Source organism: Ciceribacter sp. RN22 (genome assembly GCF_024054295.1).
Taxonomy (GTDB): Bacteria; Pseudomonadota; Alphaproteobacteria; order Rhizobiales; family Rhizobiaceae; genus Allorhizobium; species Allorhizobium lividum.
The window spans coordinates 1,885,280-1,906,575 of record NZ_JAMXLD010000001.1 but is presented as its reverse complement, the minus strand read 5'-3'; the positions used below and the strand labels follow the sequence as shown (position 1 = coordinate 1,906,575).

General features: G+C 64.5%; 17 protein-coding genes. 8 read left to right on the top strand and 9 right to left on the bottom strand.

The window, feature by feature from the left end; translation table 11 throughout:
- Window positions 1-43: 43 nt before the first annotated feature.
- On the bottom strand, window positions 44-1,525 hold the full coding sequence (locus tag NHF53_RS09445) for an NAD(P)H-hydrate dehydratase (RefSeq protein ID WP_252833971.1): 1,482 nt from the start codon (window positions 1,523-1,525) through the stop codon (window positions 44-46).
- Between the two features lie 346 nt (window positions 1,526-1,871).
- Between NHF53_RS09445 and NHF53_RS09440 the strand changes: the two genes are divergently transcribed.
- From NHF53_RS09440 to hspQ, 4 genes are all read left to right on the top strand, one after another.
- A complete protein-coding gene (locus NHF53_RS09440; protein ID WP_015916113.1) occupies window positions 1,872-2,210 on the top strand; it encodes a P-II family nitrogen regulator in 339 nt (112 codons plus the stop codon).
- Between the two features lie 62 nt (window positions 2,211-2,272).
- Window positions 2,273-3,682, top strand: a complete 1,410-nt coding sequence (glnA, locus tag NHF53_RS09435) for a type I glutamate--ammonia ligase (protein ID WP_252833970.1) — start codon at window positions 2,273-2,275, stop codon at window positions 3,680-3,682.
- A 225-nt stretch (window positions 3,683-3,907) separates the two neighbouring features.
- Window positions 3,908-4,828, top strand: coding sequence for a DMT family transporter (locus tag NHF53_RS09430; protein WP_252833969.1), 921 nt, complete (start codon window positions 3,908-3,910; stop codon window positions 4,826-4,828).
- Window positions 4,829-4,937: 109 nt separating this feature from the next.
- Window positions 4,938-5,267, top strand: a complete 330-nt coding sequence (gene hspQ, locus NHF53_RS09425; RefSeq protein ID WP_114363270.1) for a heat shock protein HspQ — start codon at window positions 4,938-4,940, stop codon at window positions 5,265-5,267.
- Between the two features lie 77 nt (window positions 5,268-5,344).
- On the opposite strand, the gene NHF53_RS09420 is transcribed toward hspQ, so the two are convergent.
- On the bottom strand, window positions 5,345-5,986 hold the full coding sequence (locus NHF53_RS09420) for an invasion associated locus B family protein (protein WP_252833968.1): 642 nt from the start codon (window positions 5,984-5,986) through the stop codon (window positions 5,345-5,347).
- Between the two features lie 269 nt (window positions 5,987-6,255).
- On the opposite strand from NHF53_RS09420, the gene NHF53_RS09415 reads away from it, so the two are divergent.
- From NHF53_RS09415 to NHF53_RS09405, 3 genes are all read left to right on the top strand, one after another.
- Window positions 6,256-8,061 carry an extracellular solute-binding protein gene (locus NHF53_RS09415; RefSeq protein WP_252833967.1) on the top strand — a complete coding sequence of 602 codons (1,806 nt, stop codon included), beginning with the start codon at window positions 6,256-6,258 and terminating at the stop codon, window positions 8,059-8,061.
- Window positions 8,062-8,201: 140 nt separating this feature from the next.
- A complete protein-coding gene (locus NHF53_RS09410; RefSeq protein WP_252833966.1) occupies window positions 8,202-8,873 on the top strand; it encodes a DsbA family oxidoreductase in 672 nt (223 codons plus the stop codon).
- A 58-nt stretch (window positions 8,874-8,931) separates the two neighbouring features.
- Window positions 8,932-9,882, top strand: a complete 951-nt coding sequence (locus NHF53_RS09405) for a DMT family transporter (protein WP_252833965.1) — start codon at window positions 8,932-8,934, stop codon at window positions 9,880-9,882.
- Here the strand turns inward: NHF53_RS09405 and mfd are convergent.
- Together mfd and NHF53_RS09395 are read right to left on the bottom strand one after the other, a co-directional pair.
- Window positions 9,873-13,379 (bottom strand): transcription-repair coupling factor, encoded by a 3,507-nt coding sequence (mfd, locus tag NHF53_RS09400; RefSeq protein WP_252833964.1) that lies wholly within the window; start codon window positions 13,377-13,379, stop codon window positions 9,873-9,875. The genes NHF53_RS09405 and mfd overlap by 10 nt on opposite strands.
- Window positions 13,376-13,693: a succinate dehydrogenase assembly factor 2 gene (locus NHF53_RS09395; protein WP_252833963.1), complete on the bottom strand. Its 318-nt coding sequence runs from the start codon at window positions 13,691-13,693 to the stop codon at window positions 13,376-13,378. Before NHF53_RS09395 ends, mfd begins: the two co-directional genes overlap by 4 nt.
- 98 nt (window positions 13,694-13,791) lie before the next feature.
- Here NHF53_RS09395 and recG point away from each other — a divergent pair, with 98 nt between their 5' ends.
- Window positions 13,792-15,897 carry an ATP-dependent DNA helicase RecG gene (gene recG / locus NHF53_RS09390; protein ID WP_252833962.1) on the top strand — a complete coding sequence of 702 codons (2,106 nt, stop codon included), beginning with the start codon at window positions 13,792-13,794 and terminating at the stop codon, window positions 15,895-15,897.
- A 45-nt stretch (window positions 15,898-15,942) separates the two neighbouring features.
- Here recG and NHF53_RS09385 read toward each other — a convergent pair whose 3' ends face one another.
- The 5 genes from NHF53_RS09385 to NHF53_RS09365 all read right to left on the bottom strand — a co-directional run bounded on the left by NHF53_RS09385 (window position 15,943) and on the right by NHF53_RS09365 (window position 21,264).
- Window positions 15,943-16,626 (bottom strand): DUF502 domain-containing protein, encoded by a 684-nt coding sequence (locus NHF53_RS09385; RefSeq protein WP_252833961.1) that lies wholly within the window; start codon window positions 16,624-16,626, stop codon window positions 15,943-15,945.
- A gap of 9 nt (window positions 16,627-16,635) precedes the next feature.
- Window positions 16,636-17,139, bottom strand: coding sequence for a GNAT family N-acetyltransferase (locus NHF53_RS09380; protein ID WP_252833960.1), 504 nt, complete (start codon window positions 17,137-17,139; stop codon window positions 16,636-16,638).
- Window positions 17,136-18,962, bottom strand: a complete 1,827-nt coding sequence (gene glmS / locus NHF53_RS09375) for a glutamine--fructose-6-phosphate transaminase (isomerizing) (RefSeq protein WP_114363260.1) — start codon at window positions 18,960-18,962, stop codon at window positions 17,136-17,138. The genes NHF53_RS09380 and glmS overlap by 4 nt, the downstream gene beginning before the upstream one ends.
- 111 nt (window positions 18,963-19,073) lie before the next feature.
- Complete coding sequence (gene glmU / locus NHF53_RS09370) at window positions 19,074-20,435, bottom strand: bifunctional UDP-N-acetylglucosamine diphosphorylase/glucosamine-1-phosphate N-acetyltransferase GlmU (protein ID WP_252833959.1); 1,362 nt, start codon at window positions 20,433-20,435, stop codon at window positions 19,074-19,076.
- An 85-nt stretch (window positions 20,436-20,520) separates the two neighbouring features.
- The gene (locus tag NHF53_RS09365) at window positions 20,521-21,264 is read right to left on the bottom strand and encodes a FadR/GntR family transcriptional regulator (protein WP_252834949.1); all 744 of its coding nucleotides are present in this window, start codon (window positions 21,262-21,264) and stop codon (window positions 20,521-20,523) included.
- Window positions 21,265-21,296: the final 32 nt, after the last annotated feature.

Here is a 21,296-nt window from a genome sequence, read left to right as displayed (position 1 = left end):
TGATCGATACACCCTCGCCCGCCGCCAGGGAAAACGGATTCTGCTAATGCCACCGATCGATATGGTTGATGAGGGTCTCGGCGGTGAGCCCCGCACCCGCCCGCTGCGCCGCATCGCCGTGCAGCCAGACGCCCGCCGCCGCAGCCTCGAAGGCCGGCATGCCCTGCGCCAGAAGCCCGCCGACGATGCCGGCGAGCACATCCCCGGAACCGGCGGTGGCAAGCGACGGCGGGGCATTCCCGTTGATCAAGGCGCGGCCATCGGGCGCGGCGATCACGGTGTCGGAACCCTTGTAGATGACGGCCGCATTGGCGCGTGCGGCGGCCTGCCTCGCCCGGTCGACCTTGCTCAGCGCCGGATCGGCGGCAAGATCGGGGAAGAGCCTCGCGAACTCGCCTTCGTGCGGCGTCAGCACCAGACGGGGCGCGCCATCCGCAAAGGCAGAGAAGAGCGCCTGCGGGTCCTCCGCGAAGGCGGTGATGCCGTCTGCATCGAGGACCAGCCGGCGGCTGGCGGCGGCAAGCGCGGTGACGAAGGCGCGGGCCTTTGCGCCGACGCCGAAGCCGGGGCCGAGAACGAAGACGGAGCGCCGGTCATCGCGAAGGTAGTCGGCGAGGTCGCTCTCGGTCTCGACCGCCTTCAGCATCACGGCGGTCAGATGGGCCGCATTGGCGGCGACCGCCTCTTTCGGTGAGGCGACGGTGACGAGCCCCGCCCCTGCCCTCAGGCCCGCGGCGGCGGCGAGCCGCGCGGCGCCCGTCGCCGCGGCCCCGCCGGAAAAGACAGTCAGATGGCCACGGCGGAACTTGTGGTCGGCGGCATCGATCGGGGGCATCGCTGCACACCACTCTTCCGGGCCGTTGACGAAGAGGTGCTCGCTCCTCGCCTCGACGAGGCGGAAGGGGATGCCGATGTCGAAGGTCTCGACCGTGCCGCAATGCATCCGGCCGGGAAGCAGCAGATGCCCCGGCTTGCGGGTCATGAAGGTGACGGTGTGGCGCGCCCGGAAGGCTGCGCCCATGACTGCGCCGGTGCGCCCGTCTATCCCCGAGGGCAGGTCGACCGCCACCACCGGCAGGCCGGCCTCGTCCACCCGTCGCACCATATCTGCGACCGCCGGCGGCACGGCGCGAGCGAGGCCCGCCCCGAAGATCGCATCGACGATCACGTCTCCGGGCGCGGGACGGCAGGTGTCGAGCGGCGCGCCCTCGATCGGGTAGCGCGAACGGGCGGTCGCGGCATCACCCTTGAGGGTCGCCGGATCGCCGAGGTGGAAGAATGCGACAGGAGCGCCGGTTTCGTGCAAGGCGCGTGCCGCTACATAGCCGTCGCCGCCGTTGTTGCCGGGGCCGCAGAGGACGACGAAGCGCTCTGCGCCGGCAAAGCGCCTGAGGACGGCGGCGGCCACAGCCTGCCCCGCCTTCTCCATCAGGCCATAGGAATCGATGCCCGACGCCGCAGCCGCAGCGTCCACCTCTCCCATCGCCGACGGCGTCAGCAGCCAGTTGTCGTGTCCCCTTGCCATGCCTCCATTGAACCCATTCCGGGCGGAAAGACAACAGGCATCGCGGTTGCGGCAAGAATGACCAACAATGGTGCATGTGCCTATTTTTACGCCACATAGGGCCTGCTTTGCAGGCATGTACGGCACTTACGGATTCCCTCGAAAAATCGGCGAATTTTGCCTTCCTGCGGCATTTCCGCTCCGATTTCGCGATCATTTTCCCCGGAAATGCACATGATTTGTCCCTGCAACTGAAAAAATCCGGCATTTTTCCGAAAAAGCTGTCGCCAACTGGCACGGCACGTGCATCAATACGGGCGAGTGGGATCATCCTGCTGCAATGAGAGAAGCGGAGAGAAATTTTCTCATGAAAAAGATCGAAGCGATCATAAAGCCCTTCAAGCTCGACGAAGTGAAGGAAGCCCTTCAGGAAGTCGGCCTGCAAGGCATCACCGTCACGGAGGCCAAGGGGTTCGGCCGCCAGAAGGGCCATACCGAACTTTACCGGGGTGCGGAATACGTCGTGGATTTCCTGCCGAAGGTAAAGGTCGAAGTGGTTCTGGCGGACGAAAACGTGGAAGCCGTCATCGACGCGATCCGCAATGCCGCCCAGACCGGCCGGATCGGCGATGGTAAGATCTTCGTTTCGAATGTGGAGGAAGTCGTCCGCATCCGTACCGGCGAAACCGGCGTCGACGCCATCTGAAACATCCGCTCTCTTCCAGAGGCGGACCAGTCTATCGTCATCTCACCCAAGGAATATGACCAATGACGACTGCAAACGACATTCTGAAGCAAATCAAGGACAACGACGTCAAGTTCGTCGACCTGCGCTTTACCGACCCGAAGGGCAAACTGCAGCATGTGACGATGGACGTCTGCTGCGTCGATGAAGACATGTTCGCCGACGGCGTCATGTTCGACGGCTCCTCGATCGCCGGCTGGAAGGCAATCAACGAGTCCGACATGGTGCTGATGCCGGATCCGGCGACGGTTCACATGGACCCGTTCTTCGCCCAGTCGACCATGGTCATCATGTGCGACATCCTCGACCCGATCTCCGGCGAAGCCTACAACCGCGACCCGCGCGGTACCGCCAAGAAGGCGGAAGCCTATCTGAAGGCATCCGGCATCGGCGACACCATCTATGTCGGCCCGGAAGCCGAATTCTTCGTCTTCGATGACGTCAAGTACAAGGCCGACCCCTACAATACCGGCTTCAAGCTCGACTCGTCGGAACTGCCGTCGAACGACGACACCGACTATGAAACGGGCAACCTCGGTCACCGTCCGCGCGTCAAGGGCGGCTATTTCCCGGTTCCGCCGGTGGACAGCCTGCAGGACATGCGCTCCGAAATGCTGACCGTGCTCGCGGAAATGGGCGTCGTCGTCGAAAAGCACCACCACGAAGTGGCGGCCGCCCAGCACGAGCTCGGCGTCAAGTTCGACGCGCTGGTGCGCAATGCCGACAAGATGCAGATCTACAAATACGTCGTGCACCAGGTTGCCAATGCCTACGGCAAGACCGCGACCTTCATGCCGAAGCCGATCTTCGGCGATAACGGCTCGGGCATGCACGTCCACATGTCGATCTGGAAGGACGGCAAGCCGACCTTCGCCGGCGACGAATATGCAGGCCTTTCCGAGAACTGCCTCTACTACATCGGCGGCATCATCAAGCATGCCAAGGCGATCAACGCCTTCACCAACCCGTCGACCAACTCCTACAAGCGCCTGGTTCCCGGCTATGAAGCTCCGGTTCTGCTCGCCTATTCGGCGCGCAACCGGTCGGCCTCCTGCCGCATTCCGTTCGGCTCCAACCCGAAGGCGAAGCGCGTCGAAATCCGCTTCCCCGACCCGACCGCCAACCCGTATCTCGCCTTCGCGGCGATGCTGATGGCCGGTCTCGACGGCATCAAGAACAAGATCCATCCCGGCAAGGCCATGGACAAGGACCTCTACGACCTGCCGCCGAAGGAACTGAAGAAGATCCCGACGGTCTGCGGCTCGCTGCGCGAGGCACTCGAATCGCTCGACAAGGATCGCAAGTTCCTGACCGCCGGCGGCGTCTTCGATGACGACCAGATCGACTCGTTCATCGAGCTGAAGATGCAGGAAGTCATGCGCTTCGAAATGACCCCGCATCCGGTCGAATTCGACATGTACTACTCGGTCTGATCCGGGAAACCGCCGGCCTTCGGGCGGTGGCAAGAACAAGCCGGCGGCGCGATGCGTCGCCGGTCTATTTTTTCATATGGATGTCCCTATTTCCTGACAGATCACTTCATAATTCTGGAGCGCGAAAACGCCTTTCCTCGTCGCGCGGTGCGCGCTAGGTTCAGCCACAGAGACTCGCCTGCCGCGCCAGCGGCGCCAAGACTTCCGTTTTCCTCCGGGGTTCCGATGAACGACCGCAGCAAGGCCGCGCAACCGCGAGCGCTCGACTGGCTCCTCTATTTCCTGGCGCCGGTCTTCTTCTCCAGCAACCTGATCTTCGGTCGCGGCATCACCGGCGAGATCGCCCCCTTCACCACCGCGTTTCTCCGCTGGATCGGCTCGGCGATGATCATCTTTCCCGTCGTCTATGCGGAGCGGCGGACCTGCCTCGCCTTCGTGCGGCAGCATACGGCGATCTGGCTGGTGCTCGGCTTTCTCGGCATGGGCATCTGCGGCGGCTTCGTCTACTGGGCGCTGACGCTGACGACCGCCTCCAACGCGACGCTGATCTATACGACGTCGTCGCTGTTCATCATCCTGCTGCAGTGGTTGCTGCAGGGGCGTCGAATCCGCTCCGGCGAGCTGCTCGGCATGGCGATCGCCTTTTCCGGCGTCGCGGTCATCGTGCTCAAGGGGGACTGGGCGGCGGCGAAAAGCTTCACCTTCAACATCGGCGATCTCGGCATTCTCGTCGCGGCGATCGCCTTCGCGCTCTATTCGCTGCTGTTGCGCCACCCGGGTGTCGCGGCGATGCCGCCGCTGCCACTCTTCGGCCTGCTGGCGTTTTCCGGCGCCATCGTGCTCCTGCCGCCTGCCCTCTACGAGGTGGTGACCGGCGGGCTCTTGCCCGACAGTGCGAGCGACTGGACGAAGCTTGCCGGGATCATCGCCTTCGCCTCGCTCGCCGCCTTCTACTGCTTCCAGCATGCCGTGCGCGTGTTCGGTCCGGCGATGGCCGGTGTCACCCTCTACCTGATGCCGCCGACCTCGATCATCATGGCGGTCATCCTGCTCGGCGAACGCTTCGAGACCTATCACGCCGTCGGCATCGTGCTGGTGATGGGCGGGCTCATGCTTGCGACAGCTCCGATCAAACGTCGATCCTGACGACCGGGTGTGCGCCGCGGTCTTGTCGCGCATTGAACGGCTATCACTCTAAACCCTTGATTGTCGGCGTCATAGACCCCAATTTCTTAGGGGAAAGGATGTTCACGCCATGAAACAGAGCAACGCAAAATTTGGCATCGGGGAAGTCGTCCGCCACAAGTTCTTTCCGTTCCGGGGCGTCGTTTTTGATGTGGATCCGGAGTTTGCGAATTCGGAAGAATGGTGGAACTCGATACCGGCGGAGGTCCGGCCGAACAGGGATCAGCCCTTCTATCACCTGCTCGCGGAGAACGAAGAGACGGAATACGTCGCCTATGTCTCGGAGCAGAACCTGGAACACGACGACAGCGACGTTCCGCTGCGCAACCCACAAGTGAACCAGATCTTCGTGATGGAACAGGCGGGCCGCTACAAGCCGCGGATCAACTTCGCCCACTAGACCATCGCCGATCGCACGGCGACACAAACGAAAAAGGCCCGGGAGACCGGGCCTTTTCATTGATACTCTGTCGGCAATCAGTTGCCGGTCTTCGCCTTGTCCTGGGCGGCCTCGAGCGCCTTGCGGCTCTCGTCGGTCTTCTTCTGCATGACTTCCTGCAGGAGACGCTGGCGCTCCTCGGCCTGCGACTGCGACATCGCCTCGCCGTCATAGGCGCCGGTGAAGCCTTCGAGCGAGATCTTGATCGGGTTCGGCGCGCGGCGGAAGTTGATCGAGGTGAAGACCACCTCGTTGCCCTTCTTGAGGCTGGCGATGACCGCGTCGGTCATCGGCATTTCGGCCGTGCAGCGGTCGGGCAGGCAGACGGCGTAGTCGAGCTTCTGGCCCTTGCCGCCGTCGATCTGCATCATGATGCCCGGCGGGATCAGGCGGGCGGTCGGAACCGTGACCTGCAGGATCTTGCGGTTGATCTTGCCCTCGACACTGATGAGGCCGACGGCGGTCAGGAGCTGACCGTTCTGGGCGAGCTGCTGATTCTGCACCACGCAGACGTCGTTGTCCTCCTGCTTCTGGCAGGTCTTGAACCACTTCGGCGGAGCGGCATTCGCGGCGGCGCCTGCATCCTGTGCGGCAGAAACCGCGGGAACGGCGGCCGTGCCGATGGTGAGGACAAGCGCGGAAAGAACCGACCGCGTGGTTTTGTTTGCTTTAAGCATCATACGAATTCCGTCTCCTGAAAACCAATCCCGAACCGCACTCACGGTACGGTACCGCTCGGTCGTGCTGCCAGTCACCTGTCGTTCAAATGAGGCAAATACATGACCTTGGCTACCCGGACACACCTGTTACATCGGGCAACGGCGAATATCCAGCCCTTCTTTGGGTCTTCCTTGCGCCGCGGGGCGAAAATGGCCGCCTGATGTGTTGGTTTTGTGGTCTTCGTGATAGCCTCCGCCCGCGAATCCGACATCAGCCGAAAGGAATCGACGTGCGCCGCCTTCTTCTTCCCATCCTCTTCCTGGGCTTTTCCGGGCTGGCCCAGGCCGAGCCCGTCCACGGCATCGCCATGCATGGCCAGGTGGCGCTGCCGGCGGACTATACCCACTTCCCCTACGTCAATCCTGAGGTGAAGAAGGGGGGCAAGATTTCCTACGGCGTCGTCGGAACCTTCGACAGCCTCAATCCTTTCGTCATCAAGGGCATGCGCACGACCGCACGCGGCGTGTGGGACCCGGAATACGGCAATCTCTTCTACGAGGCGCTGATGCAGCGCTCCAGCGACGAACCGTTCTCGCTCTACGGCCTGCTGGCGGAAAGTGTCGAATGGGACGAGGCGCGCAGCTTCATCCAGTTCAATCTCAATCCGAAGGCGCACTGGCACGACGGCAAGCCGGTCACCGCCGAAGACGTGATCTTCTCCTTCAACCTGCTCGCCGAAAAGGGCCGCCCGCCCTACAACAAGCGACTGGATGTGGTCGCCAAGATGGAGCAGGTGGGTGAGCGCAACGTGCGCTTTACGCTGAACGAGAAGGCCAATCGCGAAACACCGCTGATTCTTGCGCTGTCGATGCCGATCCTGCCGAAGCACGCAGTCGATCCCGCAACCTTCGAACAGACGTCGCTGGCAATCCCGGTCGCCTCCGGCCCCTACAAGATCAAGTCCATCCAGCCCGGCGAAAAGATCGTCTGGCAGCGGGACCCGGACTACTGGGGCAAGGATATTCCCTCCAAGGTCGGCTTCGACAACTACGACGAGATAGCCGTCACCTATTTCCTTCAGGACAGCACGCTTTTCGAAGCCTTCAAGAAGGGCGACGTCGACGTTTATCCTGACGCAGACCCGAGCCATTGGGACCGCGCCTACGACTTCCCGGCCGTTCAGAAGGGCGACGTCGTCAAGGAAGTCTTCAAGCCCGGCCTTCCTTCCGGCATGCTCGGGTTCGTCTTCAACACCCGCCGGCCGATCTTTGGCGATGTGCGGGTGCGCGAGGCGCTGTCGCTCGCCTTCGATTTCGAATGGATGAACAAGACGCTCTACGACAACGCATTCCGCCGCACACAGAGCTTTTGGCAGAATTCCAAGCTCGGTGCCTATGGCAACGCCGCCGACGAGCGGGAGCTGGCGCTGCTCGGCCCGGCAAAGGACAGGCTCGCTCCGGAAATCCTCGCCGGCACCTACACCATGCCGGTGACGGATGCCTCCGGCAGCGATCGCAAGGTGCTGCGCGAGGCCGTCGGGCTGCTCAAGGAGGCCGGCTATACGATCCAGGGCGGCAAGATGGTCGATGCCGCCGGCAAGCCGCTCGCCTTCGAGGTGATGACCCAGAACGCCGGCCAGGAGAAGATGGCGGTCGCCTTCCAGCGGGCACTGAAGATGATCGGCGTCGACATGGCGATCCGAACCGTCGACGATGCGCAGTACCAGGCCCGCTCCAACAGCTTCGACTACGACATGATCATCAAGGCGTACACCTCCTCGCTGTCGCCGGGTGCGGAGCAGGTCAACCGTTGGGGATCGGCCTCAAAGGACGCGCAGGGCAGCTTCAACTATGCAGGCGTCGCCGATCCGGACATCGACCGAATGATCGACGCGCTGATGAATGCGCGCACCCAGGAGGATTTCCAGGCGGCCGTGCGGGCCTATGACCGCCTGCTGGTCGACGGCCACTATGTCGTGCCGCTCTATCACCTCGGAGAGCAGTGGGTGGCCCGGTGGAAGCACATCGCGCGGCCCGAGACGGTGCCGCTCTACGGCTACCAGCTTCCGACATGGTGGGATGCGCGGGTGCAGTGACGGCGTCCGCCCTCTCCTTCTTGTCCGGTCGCGTTTCAGGGGTGGTTCCCAAAAGGTAACGCCTTGAAGCGCGCGGCCCTTGGCCCTAAGTGGCGGAAACAGAATTTTTCCGCCGCCCAAGATCACCGAAAGGAAGCCCCATGCAGCGCATCACCATCGACATCGTCTCGGACGTCGTCTGCCCCTGGTGCTTCCTCGGCAAGGCGCGTCTGGACCTCGCGATCGCCGAAGTGCAGGACGAGATCTCCGTCGATGTGAACTGGCGTCCCTACCGTCTCAATCCCGACTATCCGCCGGAAGGCGTCGACCAGCAGGTGGAGCTTGCCCGCAAGCTCGGCGGCAAGGAGAATATGGACCGCGCCCACGAGCAGTTGAAGGCGTTGGGACGCGAGGTAGGGATCGCCTTCGACTTCGATGCGATCAGGATCGGCCCGAACACGCTCGACGCCCACCGGCTGATCCACTGGGCCGGAACGGAGGACCGCGAGGCGCAACAGCGCGTCGTTTCCGCGCTGTTCAAGGCGAATTTCGAGGAAGGCCGCAATGTCGGTGACAGAGCCGTCCTGCTCGACATCGCCGAGAAGGCGGGGCTCGACCGCGCGGTGATTTCGACTCTGCTCGAGGGTGACGCCGACAAGGCGCATGTGCTTTCCGAGATCGATGCGGCCCAGCAGATGGGCGTGAACGGCGTTCCCTTCTTCATCTTCGACCAGAAATATGCCGTCAGCGGCGCGCAGACGCCGGAGGTGCTCGCCAATGCGCTCCGGGACATCGCGCGTCTCAAGGCCGAAGATCAGCGAAAACTGAATTGACGTCGGTCAGGAAGGGACCTATCCAGAGAGCATCGCGTCTCTCCCCGGAAGCTCCTCCTTGTCCCAAGACACCACCCTCAAAGGCGTCCTGATCGCCTTCGTCTGCTTTGTCGCCTATGCCATCAGCGACGCCTCGGTGAAGCTCGTCGACGGCCGCGTGCCACCGCTCGAAGCGGCCTTCTTCGGCTCCTGCTTCGGCCTTATCGCGGTCCCGTTCCTGCTGAAACGGGGCGACAGCTGGACGGACCTCGTACGCACGACCAACCGGCCGCTCTGGCTCCTGCGCTTCGTCTGCTCGGCGATCGGCACCGTCGGCAGCATCGTCGCCTTCACCGAACTCAGCATGGCCGAGGCGTTCAGCCTGATCTTCCTGCTGCCGTCCTTCGCCACGATCCTGTCGGTGATCTTCCTCAAGGAGAAGGTGGGCGCGCGGCGCTGGTCGGCCGTCGTCATCGGCTTTGTCGGCGTGCTCGTCGTGCTCCGGCCGGGTTTCCGGGAACTGTCGTTCGGGCATCTGACGGCGCTCGTCTCCGGCTTCACCGGCGCCGTTTCCATCGTCATCTACCGGGCAGTGGGTCCGGCGGAAAAGAGCGTGTCGCTCTATGGCGCCGGCTTTCTCGGCAGCCTGCTGATTTCCGGGGCGCTGATGGCGCCCGGTTTCGTCTGGCCGACGGTCCAAGATTTTTCGCTGCTGGCGTCGTTCGGCATCCTCGCGACCGTCGGCAACGTCCTGCTTATGGTCGCCTCCTTTTATGCCTCGGCGGCGGTCGTCGGGCCGATCCAGTACAGCCAGATGATCTGGGCGGTGCTCTTCGGCTATGTGCTCTTCGGCGACCGTCTGGACCTGCCGATGTTCGCCGGCATTGTGCTCATCGTCGGCTCGGGACTGCTGACCGTGATCCGCGAGCGCCAGCGCGGCGTGCCGCTGCCGCCCTCGCTTGCCGCGGCGCCGCAGGCGGCGCTTTCGGCTGAGCCTGAAACGCCGGCCGAAGTCGACCGTCAGGGCTGACGCGCCAACTCGGCCATCTGGGTCATGACCATCGCCGCGCCGGCGAGCCGCTTTTCGGGCGTCGGCAGGTCGCGGGTGAGGAAAACGCTCTGGTCGGGGCGGATCTTCGCCATCGTGCCCTGTTTGGCGATATACCCGACGAGGGCCGCCGGATTCGGGAATTCCTTGTTGCGGAACTGGACGACGACGCCCTTCGGCCCGGCCTCGAGCTTCTCGACGTTCGCCTTGCGGCAGAGCGCCTTAATGTAGACAACCTTCAGCAGGCTCTGGACTTCCGCCGGCATCGGGCCGAAGCGGTCGATCATCTCCGCGCCGAAGGCGTCGATCTCGCCGAGTTCGGTCAGTTCGCCGAGGCGACGATAGAGGCCGAGGCGCAGGTGCAGGTCCGGCACGTAGTCGTCGGGGATCATCACCGAAGTGCCGACGGAAATCTGCGGCGACCAGCCGGTATCCTCGACGACGTCGACACCCTTCACCTCGGCAACCGCCTCTTCCAGCATGTGCTGATAGAGCTCGAAGCCCACTTCCTTGATGTGGCCGGACTGCTCCTCGCCGAGCAGGTTGCCGGCACCGCGGATATCGAGATCGTGGCTCGCGAGCTGGAAGCCGGCGCCGAGCGTGTCGAGCGACTGCAACACCTTCAGGCGGCGCTCGGCCGAGGAAGTGAGCACCTTGTTGACCGGCAGGGTCAGCAGCGCGAAGGCGCGCACCTTGGAGCGGCCGACGCGGCCGCGCAACTGATAGAGCTGGGCAAGGCCGAACATGTCGGCGCGGTGGACGACCAACGTGTTGGCGGTCGGCACGTCGAGGCCCGATTCAACGATGGTGGTCGAGAGCAGCACGTCGTAGCGGCCGTCGTAGAAGGCGTTCATGATGTCTTCGAGCTCGCCGGCCGCCATCTGGCCATGGGCGACGGCGACCTTCAGCTCCGGTACGTCGGACTGCAGGAAGGCCTGCACGTCGGCGAGATCGGAAAGCCGCGGGCAGACATAGAAGCTCTGGCCGCCGCGGTAGTGTTCGCGCATCAGCGTCTCGCGGATCACCAGCGGGTCGAAGGGCGAGATGAAGGTCCGGACCGCCATGCGGTCGACCGGCGGCGTGGTGATGAGCGAAAGCTCGCGAACGCCCGTCATCGCAAGCTGGAGCGTGCGCGGGATCGGCGTCGCCGACAGCGTCAGGACGTGGACATCCGATTTCAGCTCCTTCAACCGCTCCTTGTGCTTGACGCCGAAGTGCTGCTCCTCGTCGATGATGAGTAGGCCGAGATTGGCGAACTTGATGCCGGAGCCGAGAAGCGCATGGGTGCCGACGACGATGTCGGTCTTGCCGTCCGCCACTTCCTTCTTGACCAGATTGAGCTCCTTGGCGCCGACGAGGCGGGAGGCCTGTTGCACGCGGATCGGCAGGCCACGGAAGCGCTCGGAAAAGGTCTTGAAATGCTGGCGGGCGAGAAGCGTGGTCGGCACAACGACCGCGACCTGCACGCCGTTCATCGCAGCGGTGAAGGCGGCTCTGAGCGCCACTTCCGTCTTGCCGAAGCCGACGTCGCCGCAGACGAGGCGATCCATCGGACGGCCGGCGCCGAGATCGCCGCGCACCGCCTCGATGGCGTTCATCTGGTCCTCGGTCTCGTCATAGGGGAAGCGGGCGGCAAATTCGTCGTAGAGGCCTTCCTGGGTGGTGAGCACCGGTGCGGACCGCGTCAACCGTTCCGCGGCGATGCGGATCAGGCCGTCGGCCATGTCGAGCAGGCGGCGCTTGAGCTTCGCCTTGCGCATCTGCCAGGCGCCGCCGCCGAGGCGGTCGAGCTGGGCATCGCTGCCTTCGGAACCGTAGCGCGACAGGAGATCGATGTTCTCGACGGGCAGGAAGAGCTTTGCGTCGTCCGCATAAAGGAGTTCGAGGCAGGCATGCGGCGCGCCGGCGGCCTCGATGGTGCGCAGGCCGATGAAACGGCCGATGCCGTGTTCGGCGTGGACGACGATCGACCCTTCGTCCAGCCCTGCAACCTCGGAGATGAAATCGGCGGCGCGCTTGCGGCGCTTGGAGCGGCGCACCATGCGGTCGCCGAGAATGTCCTGCTCGCCGACGATGACGAGATCGCCCGCTTCGAACCCGCCTTCGAGACTGAGGACGGCGGCACCGCCCTCGCCCTTCTTCAGCGTGTCGACGTCCTTCAGCGACTTGAGCGGTACCAGCTTTTCGAGCCCGTGCTCGGCAAGCACCTGACAGAGGCGGTCGAGCGAACCGTCAGACCAGCCGGCGACGAGCACCTTGGCGCCGGAGGCGCGCTTGTCGGCGATGTAGCGGACGGCCTGATCGAAGACGTTGACGCGATTGCCCTCGGCGGTGTCGATGGCGGTCTTCGCCCAGCGCGGGCTCGGGCGGGCGGCGATCTCCACGACCTTCCGCGTTTCACCCTCATGCTCGGCGAAGGGCGTGAGACGGATCGGCGCCACGGTGTCGAGCGTCTTCGCAAACTGCGCCGCAGTGAGATAGAGACGCTCGGGCGGCACGGGCTTGTAGGGCGTGCCCTGTGAGAGATGGCCTTTGCCGGCATCGCCGGCGTGGTGGCGCGCCTCGTAATAGTCGCGGATCTGCTTTGCCCGTTCCTCGGCGGCCTCGCGGACGGTGTGGTCGGTGACGACGAGGAAGCCTTCGAGATAGTCGAAGACCGTCTCCAGATGGTCGTGGAAGAGCGGCAGCCAGTGTTCGAGGCCGGCATAGCGTCGCCCCTCCGAGACGGCGGCATAAAGCGCGTCGTCGCGGGTCGCAGCCCCGAACAGCGAGAGATAGTTCTTGCGGAAGCGGGCGATGCTTTCCGGCGTCAGCGTCACCTCGCTCATGGGATTGAGGTCGAGGGAGCGGGCCTGGCCGGTGGTGCGCTGGCTCGCCGGGTCGAAATAGCGGATCGATTCCAGCGTGTCGCCGAAGAAATCGAGGCGGACCGGTTCTTCCGCGCCGGGCACGAAGACGTCGAGGATGCCGCCGCGGACGGCGAATTCGCCGACCTCGCGGACGGTCGCGACGCGCTCGAAGCCATTGCGTTCGAGCCGCGAGGCGACGTCGTCCATGCGGATCTGGTTGCCCGGCCGGGCGGAGAAGGCGAGGCTCTCGATGACGTCGGCCGGGGCGACCCGCTGCAGCATTGCGTTGACCGTCACGAGAACGACGCCGGGATGCGGCTTGCGGCGATGGGCGATCAGGCCGCCGAGCGCGGTGAGCCGGCGCGCGGAGACATCCGCGCTCGGCGAAACGCGGTCATAGGGAAGGCAGTCCCAGGCCGGCAGGGTCAGCACCGGGATTTCCGGCGCAGCGAAGGAGAGGACCTGCTCGATGTCGGCGAGCTTCTGGCCGTCGGAGAGCACGTAGGCGACGGGGCGGCCCTGACGCGCGAGTTCGGCGATCAGGAAGGCGTCCATGCCGTCCGGCACGCTCGAAAGCGTCAGCGCGGTTTCGGCCCGCGCGATCGTCTTGGCATCGAAGAGAGAGATCATACGGCCTTTCCGGTGGATTCCATGGTGACCGGCGAGAAGTCCGGACGACAGGCCGCGATGCGCTCGAAGAGCGGTGTCCGATTGCGCTCGGGTGTCGCTTCTGCACCCGTGATCCATTTCACCAGATCGTTGTCCTCTTCGGCCATGATGCGTTCGAGTTCGTCGAGTTCCTCGTCGGAGAGATCCGCGATCGCCTGTTCGGCGAACTGGCCGAGGACGAGATCCATTTCGCGGATGCCGCGGTGCCAGCAACGGAAAAGGATGCGCCGACGGCGCGGGTCGAGATCGGCGCTGGTGCGGGTCAATCCTGTCATTTCGGCATCCCTTCCTGTTGATGCGCCTCTATAGCCCCTGGGATGTGGATTGTCAGCCTTGCCAAGCACGTAATTATCGTCGCATTTTGGCAGCCACCATGCGCCCCGCCCTGCTCGATCCCCTGTTCGCCCCCGTCGCTTCGCTTCCCGGCGTCGGGCCGAAGCTCGCCGGCCTGATCGCCACGCTGCTCGGGCGCGAGGACGCGGACGACTGCCGGGTGATCGACCTGCTGATGCTGGCGCCGCACCGGCTGATCGACCGGCGCTACCAGCCTGGCATCGCACTCGCTCCGCAGGGTGCGATCGTGACCGTCACCGGCCGCGTCGACCGACACCAGCCGCCGCCGCGCGGCAACAGGAGCGTGCCTTACCGCGTTTTCCTGCACGACGACACCGGCGAGCTGGCGCTGACCTTCTTCCATGCGAAGGGCCCGTGGCTCGAAAAGACGTTTCCCGTCGACGAGACCATCATGGTGTCCGGCAAGGTCGACTGGTTCAACGGCCGGCCCTCGATGGTCCATCCGGACTATGTGGTGAAGGCGAGCGAAGCGGACAGCCTGCCGCGCGTCGAGCCGGTCTATCCGCTTACCGCCGGGCTGTCGCCGAAGGTGCTGCGCAAGACGATCGAAAGCGCGCTGGAGCGTCTTCCCGAGCTGCCCGAATGGATCGACCCGCCGCTGGTCCAGAGGCAGGGTTTCGAGCCGCCCAAGGCGAGCATTCTCAGGCTCCACAATCCGCGCGATGCGGCCGATGTCGAGCCACAAGCGCCGGCGCGGCGACGACTTGCCTATGACGAATTTCTCGCCGGCCAGGTGTCGCTGGCGCTGGTGCGGCAGAGGCTGCGGCGGGTGGCGGGCTCGCCTGTCCACGCGACGGGGGCGATCAGCCACAAGATCCTCGCGGCCCTGCCCTTCTCGCTGACCGCCGGCCAGCAACAGGCGGTCGCCGACATCCTGAAGGACATGGCGGGACAGACCCGCATGCTGCGTCTCTTGCAGGGGGATGTCGGCGCCGGCAAGACGCTCGTCGCACTGCTTGCGATGACGGCGGCAGTCGAGAGCGGCGGCCAGGCTGTGCTGATGGCGCCGACCGAAATTCTGGCAAGGCAGCACCATGCGACCATTTCGCGGCTCGCAGAGGCGGCGGGCATGTCCGTCGTAGTCCTCACCGGCCGCACCAAGGGCCGCGAACGCGAAGCGATCCTCGAGAAGATCGCGAGCGGCGAGGCGCAGATCATCATCGGCACGCACGCGCTCTTCCAGGACACGGTGAGCTATCGCAACCTGCAGCTCGCCGTCGTCGACGAGCAGCACCGCTTCGGGGTCCATCAGCGCCTGCGGCTCACCGCCAAGGGCATCTCGCCGCACATGCTGGTGATGACGGCGACCCCCATTCCGCGCACGCTCGTTCTTGCCGCCTTCGGCGACCTCGACGTCTCCAAGCTCACGGAAAAGCCGGCGGGCCGCAAGCCGATCCAGACGGTGACCGTCCCATCCGAGCGCACCAACGAGATCATCGACCGGCTGCGGAGCGCCATCCGGGAGGGCAAGAAGGCCTACTGGATCTGTCCGCTCGTCGAGGAATCGGACGTGACGGAACTGATGTCGGCGGAGGAGCGTCACGCGATCTTGACACAGGCGCTCGGGGCCGATGTCGGGCTCGTTCACGGGCGCATGAGCGGCCCCGAAAAGGACGCGGCGATGATGGCGTTCAAGAACGGCGAGACCCGTGTTCTCGTCGCTACGACGGTGGTCGAGGTCGGCGTCGACGTGCCGGACGCCACGATCATGGTGATCGAGCATGCGGAGCGGTTCGGGCTCGCCCAGCTCCACCAGTTGCGTGGCCGGGTCGGACGCGGCGCGGAGGCATCGAGTTGCATCCTCCTTTACAAGGCGCCCCTCGGTGAAACCGGCCACGCCCGGCTTTCGATCCTGCGCGAGAGCGAGGACGGCTTCCTGATCGCGGAGGAGGATCTGAAGCTGCGCGGCGAAGGCGAACTCCTCGGCACGCGGCAATCGGGAACGCCAGGTTTCAGGTTCGCAAGTCTCGAACATCACGGCGATCTGCTTGAAACCGCCCACAAGGACGCCGCCTACATTCTGGAGAAGGATGCGGACCTCGTTTCCGAACGCGGGCGGGCGCTGCGCATCCTGCTCTATCTGTTCCGCCGCGACGAAGCGATCCGCTTCCTCAGAGCGGGGTGAGAGCAACTGATGGAGCTGTCCTTAGCCGGCTAATTTTCGATCGTTTCAGGGCTTCCAGACCGGAAAGACGGTTTCCATGCTGCGTGGCTTATAGTCCGGCATGACGAGGCCGCCGGAGATCAGGAGCTTCGCCGCTTCCTCGGGTGTCATGTCGAGCAGCTTGATGCGGTCACGCGGCACGAACATCAGGAAGCCCGCCGTCGGCACAGGCGTCGGCGGCAGGAAGACAGCGACCATCTCGCGGCCGTCCTCGTTGAGCCTTGCGGCGATCTCGCCGCGGACGTCGGTGGCGATGAAGACCACTGCCCACGTGCCGGGGCTCGGGAACTCGATGAGGCCAACCCGCTTGAAGGAGGACGACTGGTCCTTGAGCACCGATTCGAATATCTGCTTCAGGCTTTTGTAGAGCGTGCGCACCAGCGGCATGCGGTGGACGACGCGCTCAGAAAGATCGACCACCGAACGGCCGATCAGGTTCTTGCCGAGGAAGCCGACCAGCGTGATCACCACGACGGCAATCAGCAGGCCGAAGCCCGGAATTGCGAATTTCAGGTAGCTCTCGGGATCGATACGACTCGGAATGTAGGGCTTTACCCAGCTGTCCGCCCAGCGGATGAAGGACCAGGTGAGCCAGATGGTGATCGTCACCGGCGCACAGATGATCAGGCCGGCGAGGAAATTGTTTCTCAGCCGCGTCGCCAGGGACGTCCTTTCGGGGAGATCGTTCATCGCTTGCCGCTATGCTGCATCGCCAAAGAAACCGGGGTGGAAGGCGACAATGCCGGACGGAACCGGACCGTTCAAGGGCAAAGCGAGCAAATATTCGCGAGGAATACCGGGGGTCGAGAGACCGTGTTCAGCGCTAAATCCGAACCGCCGGTAGTAGGCGGGTTCGCCGACGAGGACGCAACCTCTCGCGCCGCCTTCCCGCAGACACCGCACCCCCTCGCGCACGAGGCGGCTGCCGATCCCGTGCCCCTGCACGTCCGGCCGCACCGCAATCGGGCCGAGCCCGAACCAGCCCCGCTCCCCGCCGGAAAAGGTGACCGGCGAGAAGGCGACGTGTCCGACCACCTCGCCCTCCTGTTCGGCGACGAGCGACAGTGTCAGGGCGCCCGCCGCCCGCAGTCTTTCTATGATCTTCGGCTCACTGCCGTCGCTGCGCGGATGCCCCTCGAACGCCGCGGCGGTGACGGCGCCGATGGCGGCTTCGTCACCTTGCCGCTCCGGGCGCAGCATCACTCGACGGTCACCGACTTTGCGAGGTTGCGCGGCTGGTCGACGTCGGTGCCCATGAACACCGCCGTGTGATAGGCGAGCAACTGGACCGGCAGGGCGAAGACCATCGGCGCGATGAGCTCGGCGACGTTCGGCAGGACGATCGTCGCCATCGTCGGCAACGTAGAGGCTGCGGCCCCCTTTTCGTCGGTGATGAAGATGATCCGGCCGCCGCGGGCGGCGACCTCCTGCATGTTGGACACCGTCTTCTCGAAGAAGCGGTCGTGCGGCGCAATCACGATGACCGGCATGTTCTCGTCGATGAGCGCGATCGGTCCGTGCTTCAGCTCGCCGGCGGCATAGCCCTCGGCGTGGATGTAGGAGATTTCCTTGAGCTTCAGCGCGCCTTCGAGCGCCATCGGATAGCTGGTGCCGCGGCCGAGATAGAGTACGTGGTGGAACTTCGACAGCTCGCGCGCCAGGCTTTCCATCTGCGGCTGAATGTCGTTGAGCACGCGGCTCATGATGCGCGGCAGTTCCGACAGGCTGCGCACCATCTGCTTTTCTTCCGCCTCGGTCAGCGTGCCGCGCATGCGGCCCGCGCCGATTGCGAGCGACGCCAGCACAGCGAGCTGGCAGGTGAAGGCCTTGGTGGAGGCGACGCCGATCTCGGGGCCGGCGAGGATCGGATAGATGCCGTCCGACTCGCGCGCGATCGTCGATTCCTTGACGTTGACGATGCCGCCGATCTTCAGGCCCTGCTCCTTGCAGTAGCGCAGCGAGGCGAGCGTGTCGGCGGTTTCACCGGACTGCGAGATGAAGAGTGCGGCCTGATCGTTCGACAACGGCATCTCGCGGTAGCGGAATTCCGAAGCGACGTCGATTTCGACCGGCAGCCGCGCATAGCGTTCGAACCAGTACTTACCGACGAGGCCCGAGAGATAAGCCGTTCCGCAGGCGGAAACGGCAAGGCGCGACACCTTGGCGAAATCGATCGCCATCTCATCGAGATGGACCTTCTGACTGTGGAAATCGATGTAGTTCGACAGCGCATGAGAGATCACTTCCGGCTGTTCGTGGATTTCCTTCTCCATGAAGTGGCGGTGATTGCCCTTGTCGACGAGGAAGGCGCTCGCCTGGGAAATCTGGTGCGGGCGCTCGACGGGCTTGCCGGAAAAGTCGGTGATCTCCGCGCCGTCGTGGTGGATGACCGCGCAATCGCCGTCGACCATGTAGACGATGTCGTTGGTGAATGGCGCCAGCGCAATCGCGTCGGAGCCCAAGAACATCTCACCCTTGCCGAAGCCGATCGCGAGCGGCGGTCCCGACCGCGCGGCCATGATGGTGTCCGGATCGTTCTCGAACATCACGACCAGTGCATAGGCGCCGGTGACGTGGTTCAGCATGGCGAGCATGGCCGCACGGTTGTCGTAGCCCTGGCGACGGTATTTTGCGATCAGCTGGGCGACGATCTCGGTATCGGTCTGAGTGGTGAAATGCGCGCCTTCGCGGGCGAGCTCCTCGCGCAGTTCGGCGAAGTTCTCGATGATGCCGTTGTGGACGACCGCGACGCCTTCGACGAAGTGCGGGTGCGCATTGGTTTCGTTCGGAACGCCGTGGGTCGCCCAGCGCGTGTGGGCGATGCCGATATTGCCGCCGAGGGGCTCGTCCGCAAGCCGCCTCTCGAGGTTGAAGAGCTTGCCCTCGGCGCGGCGGCGATCCATCACGCCATTGTCGATCGTCGCGACGCCGGCCGAATCGTAGCCGCGGTATTCCAGCCGCTTCAGGGCGTCGACGAGGCGGTCCGCGACCGGCTTGTTACCGACAATTCCGACAATGCCACACATAAGATTCTCCGTCTGGTTTCATCAGCGAAGCCAGTCCTATCCAGTTTCCAGTTTTGCGCAATCGGCGTTCCGGTCACTTTCGGTTTCGCCGCGTTACGCAAGCTATCGCGATCAGCCCTTCGCCTTTCTCGCCGCCTTGATGGCGAGGTTGTGCTCGCGGATCTGCTTTGCCCTCTCCGGCTTGACGACCTGCCGGGCGCGTCCGAGTGCCAGCGCGTCGGCGGGCACATCTTCGGTGATCACACTGCCGGAACCGACATAGGCACCGTCACCGACGGAAACCGGCGCGACGAGCGCGGTGTTCGACCCGATGAAGGCACCGGCCCCGATATGGGTCTCGAACTTGTTCACGCCGTCGTAGTTGCAGGTGATGGTGCCGGCGCCGATATTGCTTCCCGCGCCGACGAAGGCATCGCCGATATAGGTCAGATGGTTGACCTTGGCGCCCGCGCCGATCTCCGCCTTCTTCACCTCGCAGAAATTGCCGACTTTCGCCCCCTCCGCGAGATGAGCACCCGGCCGCAGCCGCGCGAACGGGCCTACGGTCGCCCCCGAGGCGACATGAGCCCCCTCGAGATGGCTGAAAGCGTGGATGATGGCGCCGCCCTCGACGGTGACGCCGGGACCGAAGACGACGTTCGGTTCGATCACCGCATCCTGGCCGATCTCGGTGTCGTAGGAAAGGAAGACTGTTTCCGGCGCGATCATGGTGACGCCCGAGAGCATGACCTCGTGGCGCCGGCGCTGCTGCCAGAGCCGCTCGAGATGGGCGAGCTCGGCGCGGTTGTTGCAGCCGGAGAGCTCCTCTTCCGAGGCATCGACGGCTACCGCCCTGCCCCCGAGCGACCGGGCAATCTCGACAACGTCCGTCAGGTAAAATTCCCGTTTGGCGTTGTCGTTGCCTATGCGCTCCAGCAACGCCAGCGCCTTGCGCCCGTCGATCGCCATCAGGCCGCTGTTGCACCAGGTAACCGCGCGCTCGGCGTCGCTCGCGTCCTTTTCCTCGCGAATCGCCACCAGTTCGCCGTCCTTGACGAGAAGGCGCCCGTAGCCGGTCGGTTGCCCGGTATGAAACCCGATGACGGCGACGTCGTGGCCTTCGGCGACGGCGGCGCGGGCGGCGGCGAAGGGCCCGTCCGTGATCAGCGGCACGTCGCCATAGGCGACCAGGATGTCGTCATAGCCGCGCGCAATCGCCTCGCGCGCTGCGAGCACCGCATGCGCCGTTCCGAGCCGCTCCTTCTGCAGGAACGACGAGACCCGAAGGCCGTCGACTGCGGCCGCCTTCTCGACAGCTTCGGCATCCCGTCCGACCACCAGAGCGACATCGCTGATCCCGGCCCTTGCGACCGCAGCCGTGACATGCGCGATCATCGCCCGCCCGGCGACCGGGTGAAGCACCTTCGACACCGACGATTTCATGCGGGTGCTGTCGCCCGCGGCGAGGATGACGGCGAGACAGCTGCGTGCCATGTGATTTTCTCCAGAAACGCACTCGTTTGCGCAATCCCTAGACCTACTCCGGGGTGGTCGCAAGACCATCTGGATCGAAAGCCTCTCAGGGTCGGTCGGCGGTCTCTTCGGCGAAGGTTGCGCGGGCGCGATCGCGGCCGATCCGGATCACCTTCTCCATCGTCTGGCGGGCGGCCGTGCAGTCACGGGCGGCAATCGCGTCGACGATCGCCATGTGCGAGGCACGCACTTCCGCGGCCCGCTGGCCGTCGGGGGAGCCGGACGACATGCGGAAGACGCCAAAAAGCGCCGCCTCGATCAGGCTCCCCAACGTCCGCATGAAAGGATTGTGGGACGCCGTTGCCAGCGCAAGGTGGAAGCGCAGGTCTGCGAAAGCAAGACTTTCGGTCGTGTGATCCGGATTGCCGAGGGCTTCAGCCAGTTGACGCAGGAGTGTGATCTGGTCGGAACTCGCCCGCTCTGCCGCGAGCGCTGCGGCGGCCGGTTCGAACGCCTCGCGGATATCGTAGAGATTGAGAAGGAATTCCTCGCTGACGCCGGCCTCGAAATGCCACCTCAGGATGTCGCCGTCGAACATATTCCAGAACTGGCGATCGGTGACTCTCGTTCCGATTCGCGCCTTGGGAACCACGAGCCCCTTGGCGGCAAGCGTCTTCATGGCCTCGCGCAGCACCGTCCGGGAGACGTGGAAGCGCTTCGCCAGCTCGGGATCGCCGGGAAGGACGCTGCCGACCGGAAAACCGCCAGACACGATGGCCTTGCCGATTTCCTCGACAACTTGCCGGTGGCTCGTGTGCTTTCGGCGGACGAGCCCCATGGGATCAGGCATTTCACTCGGCAAGCGACATTCTCCTCGTTCGG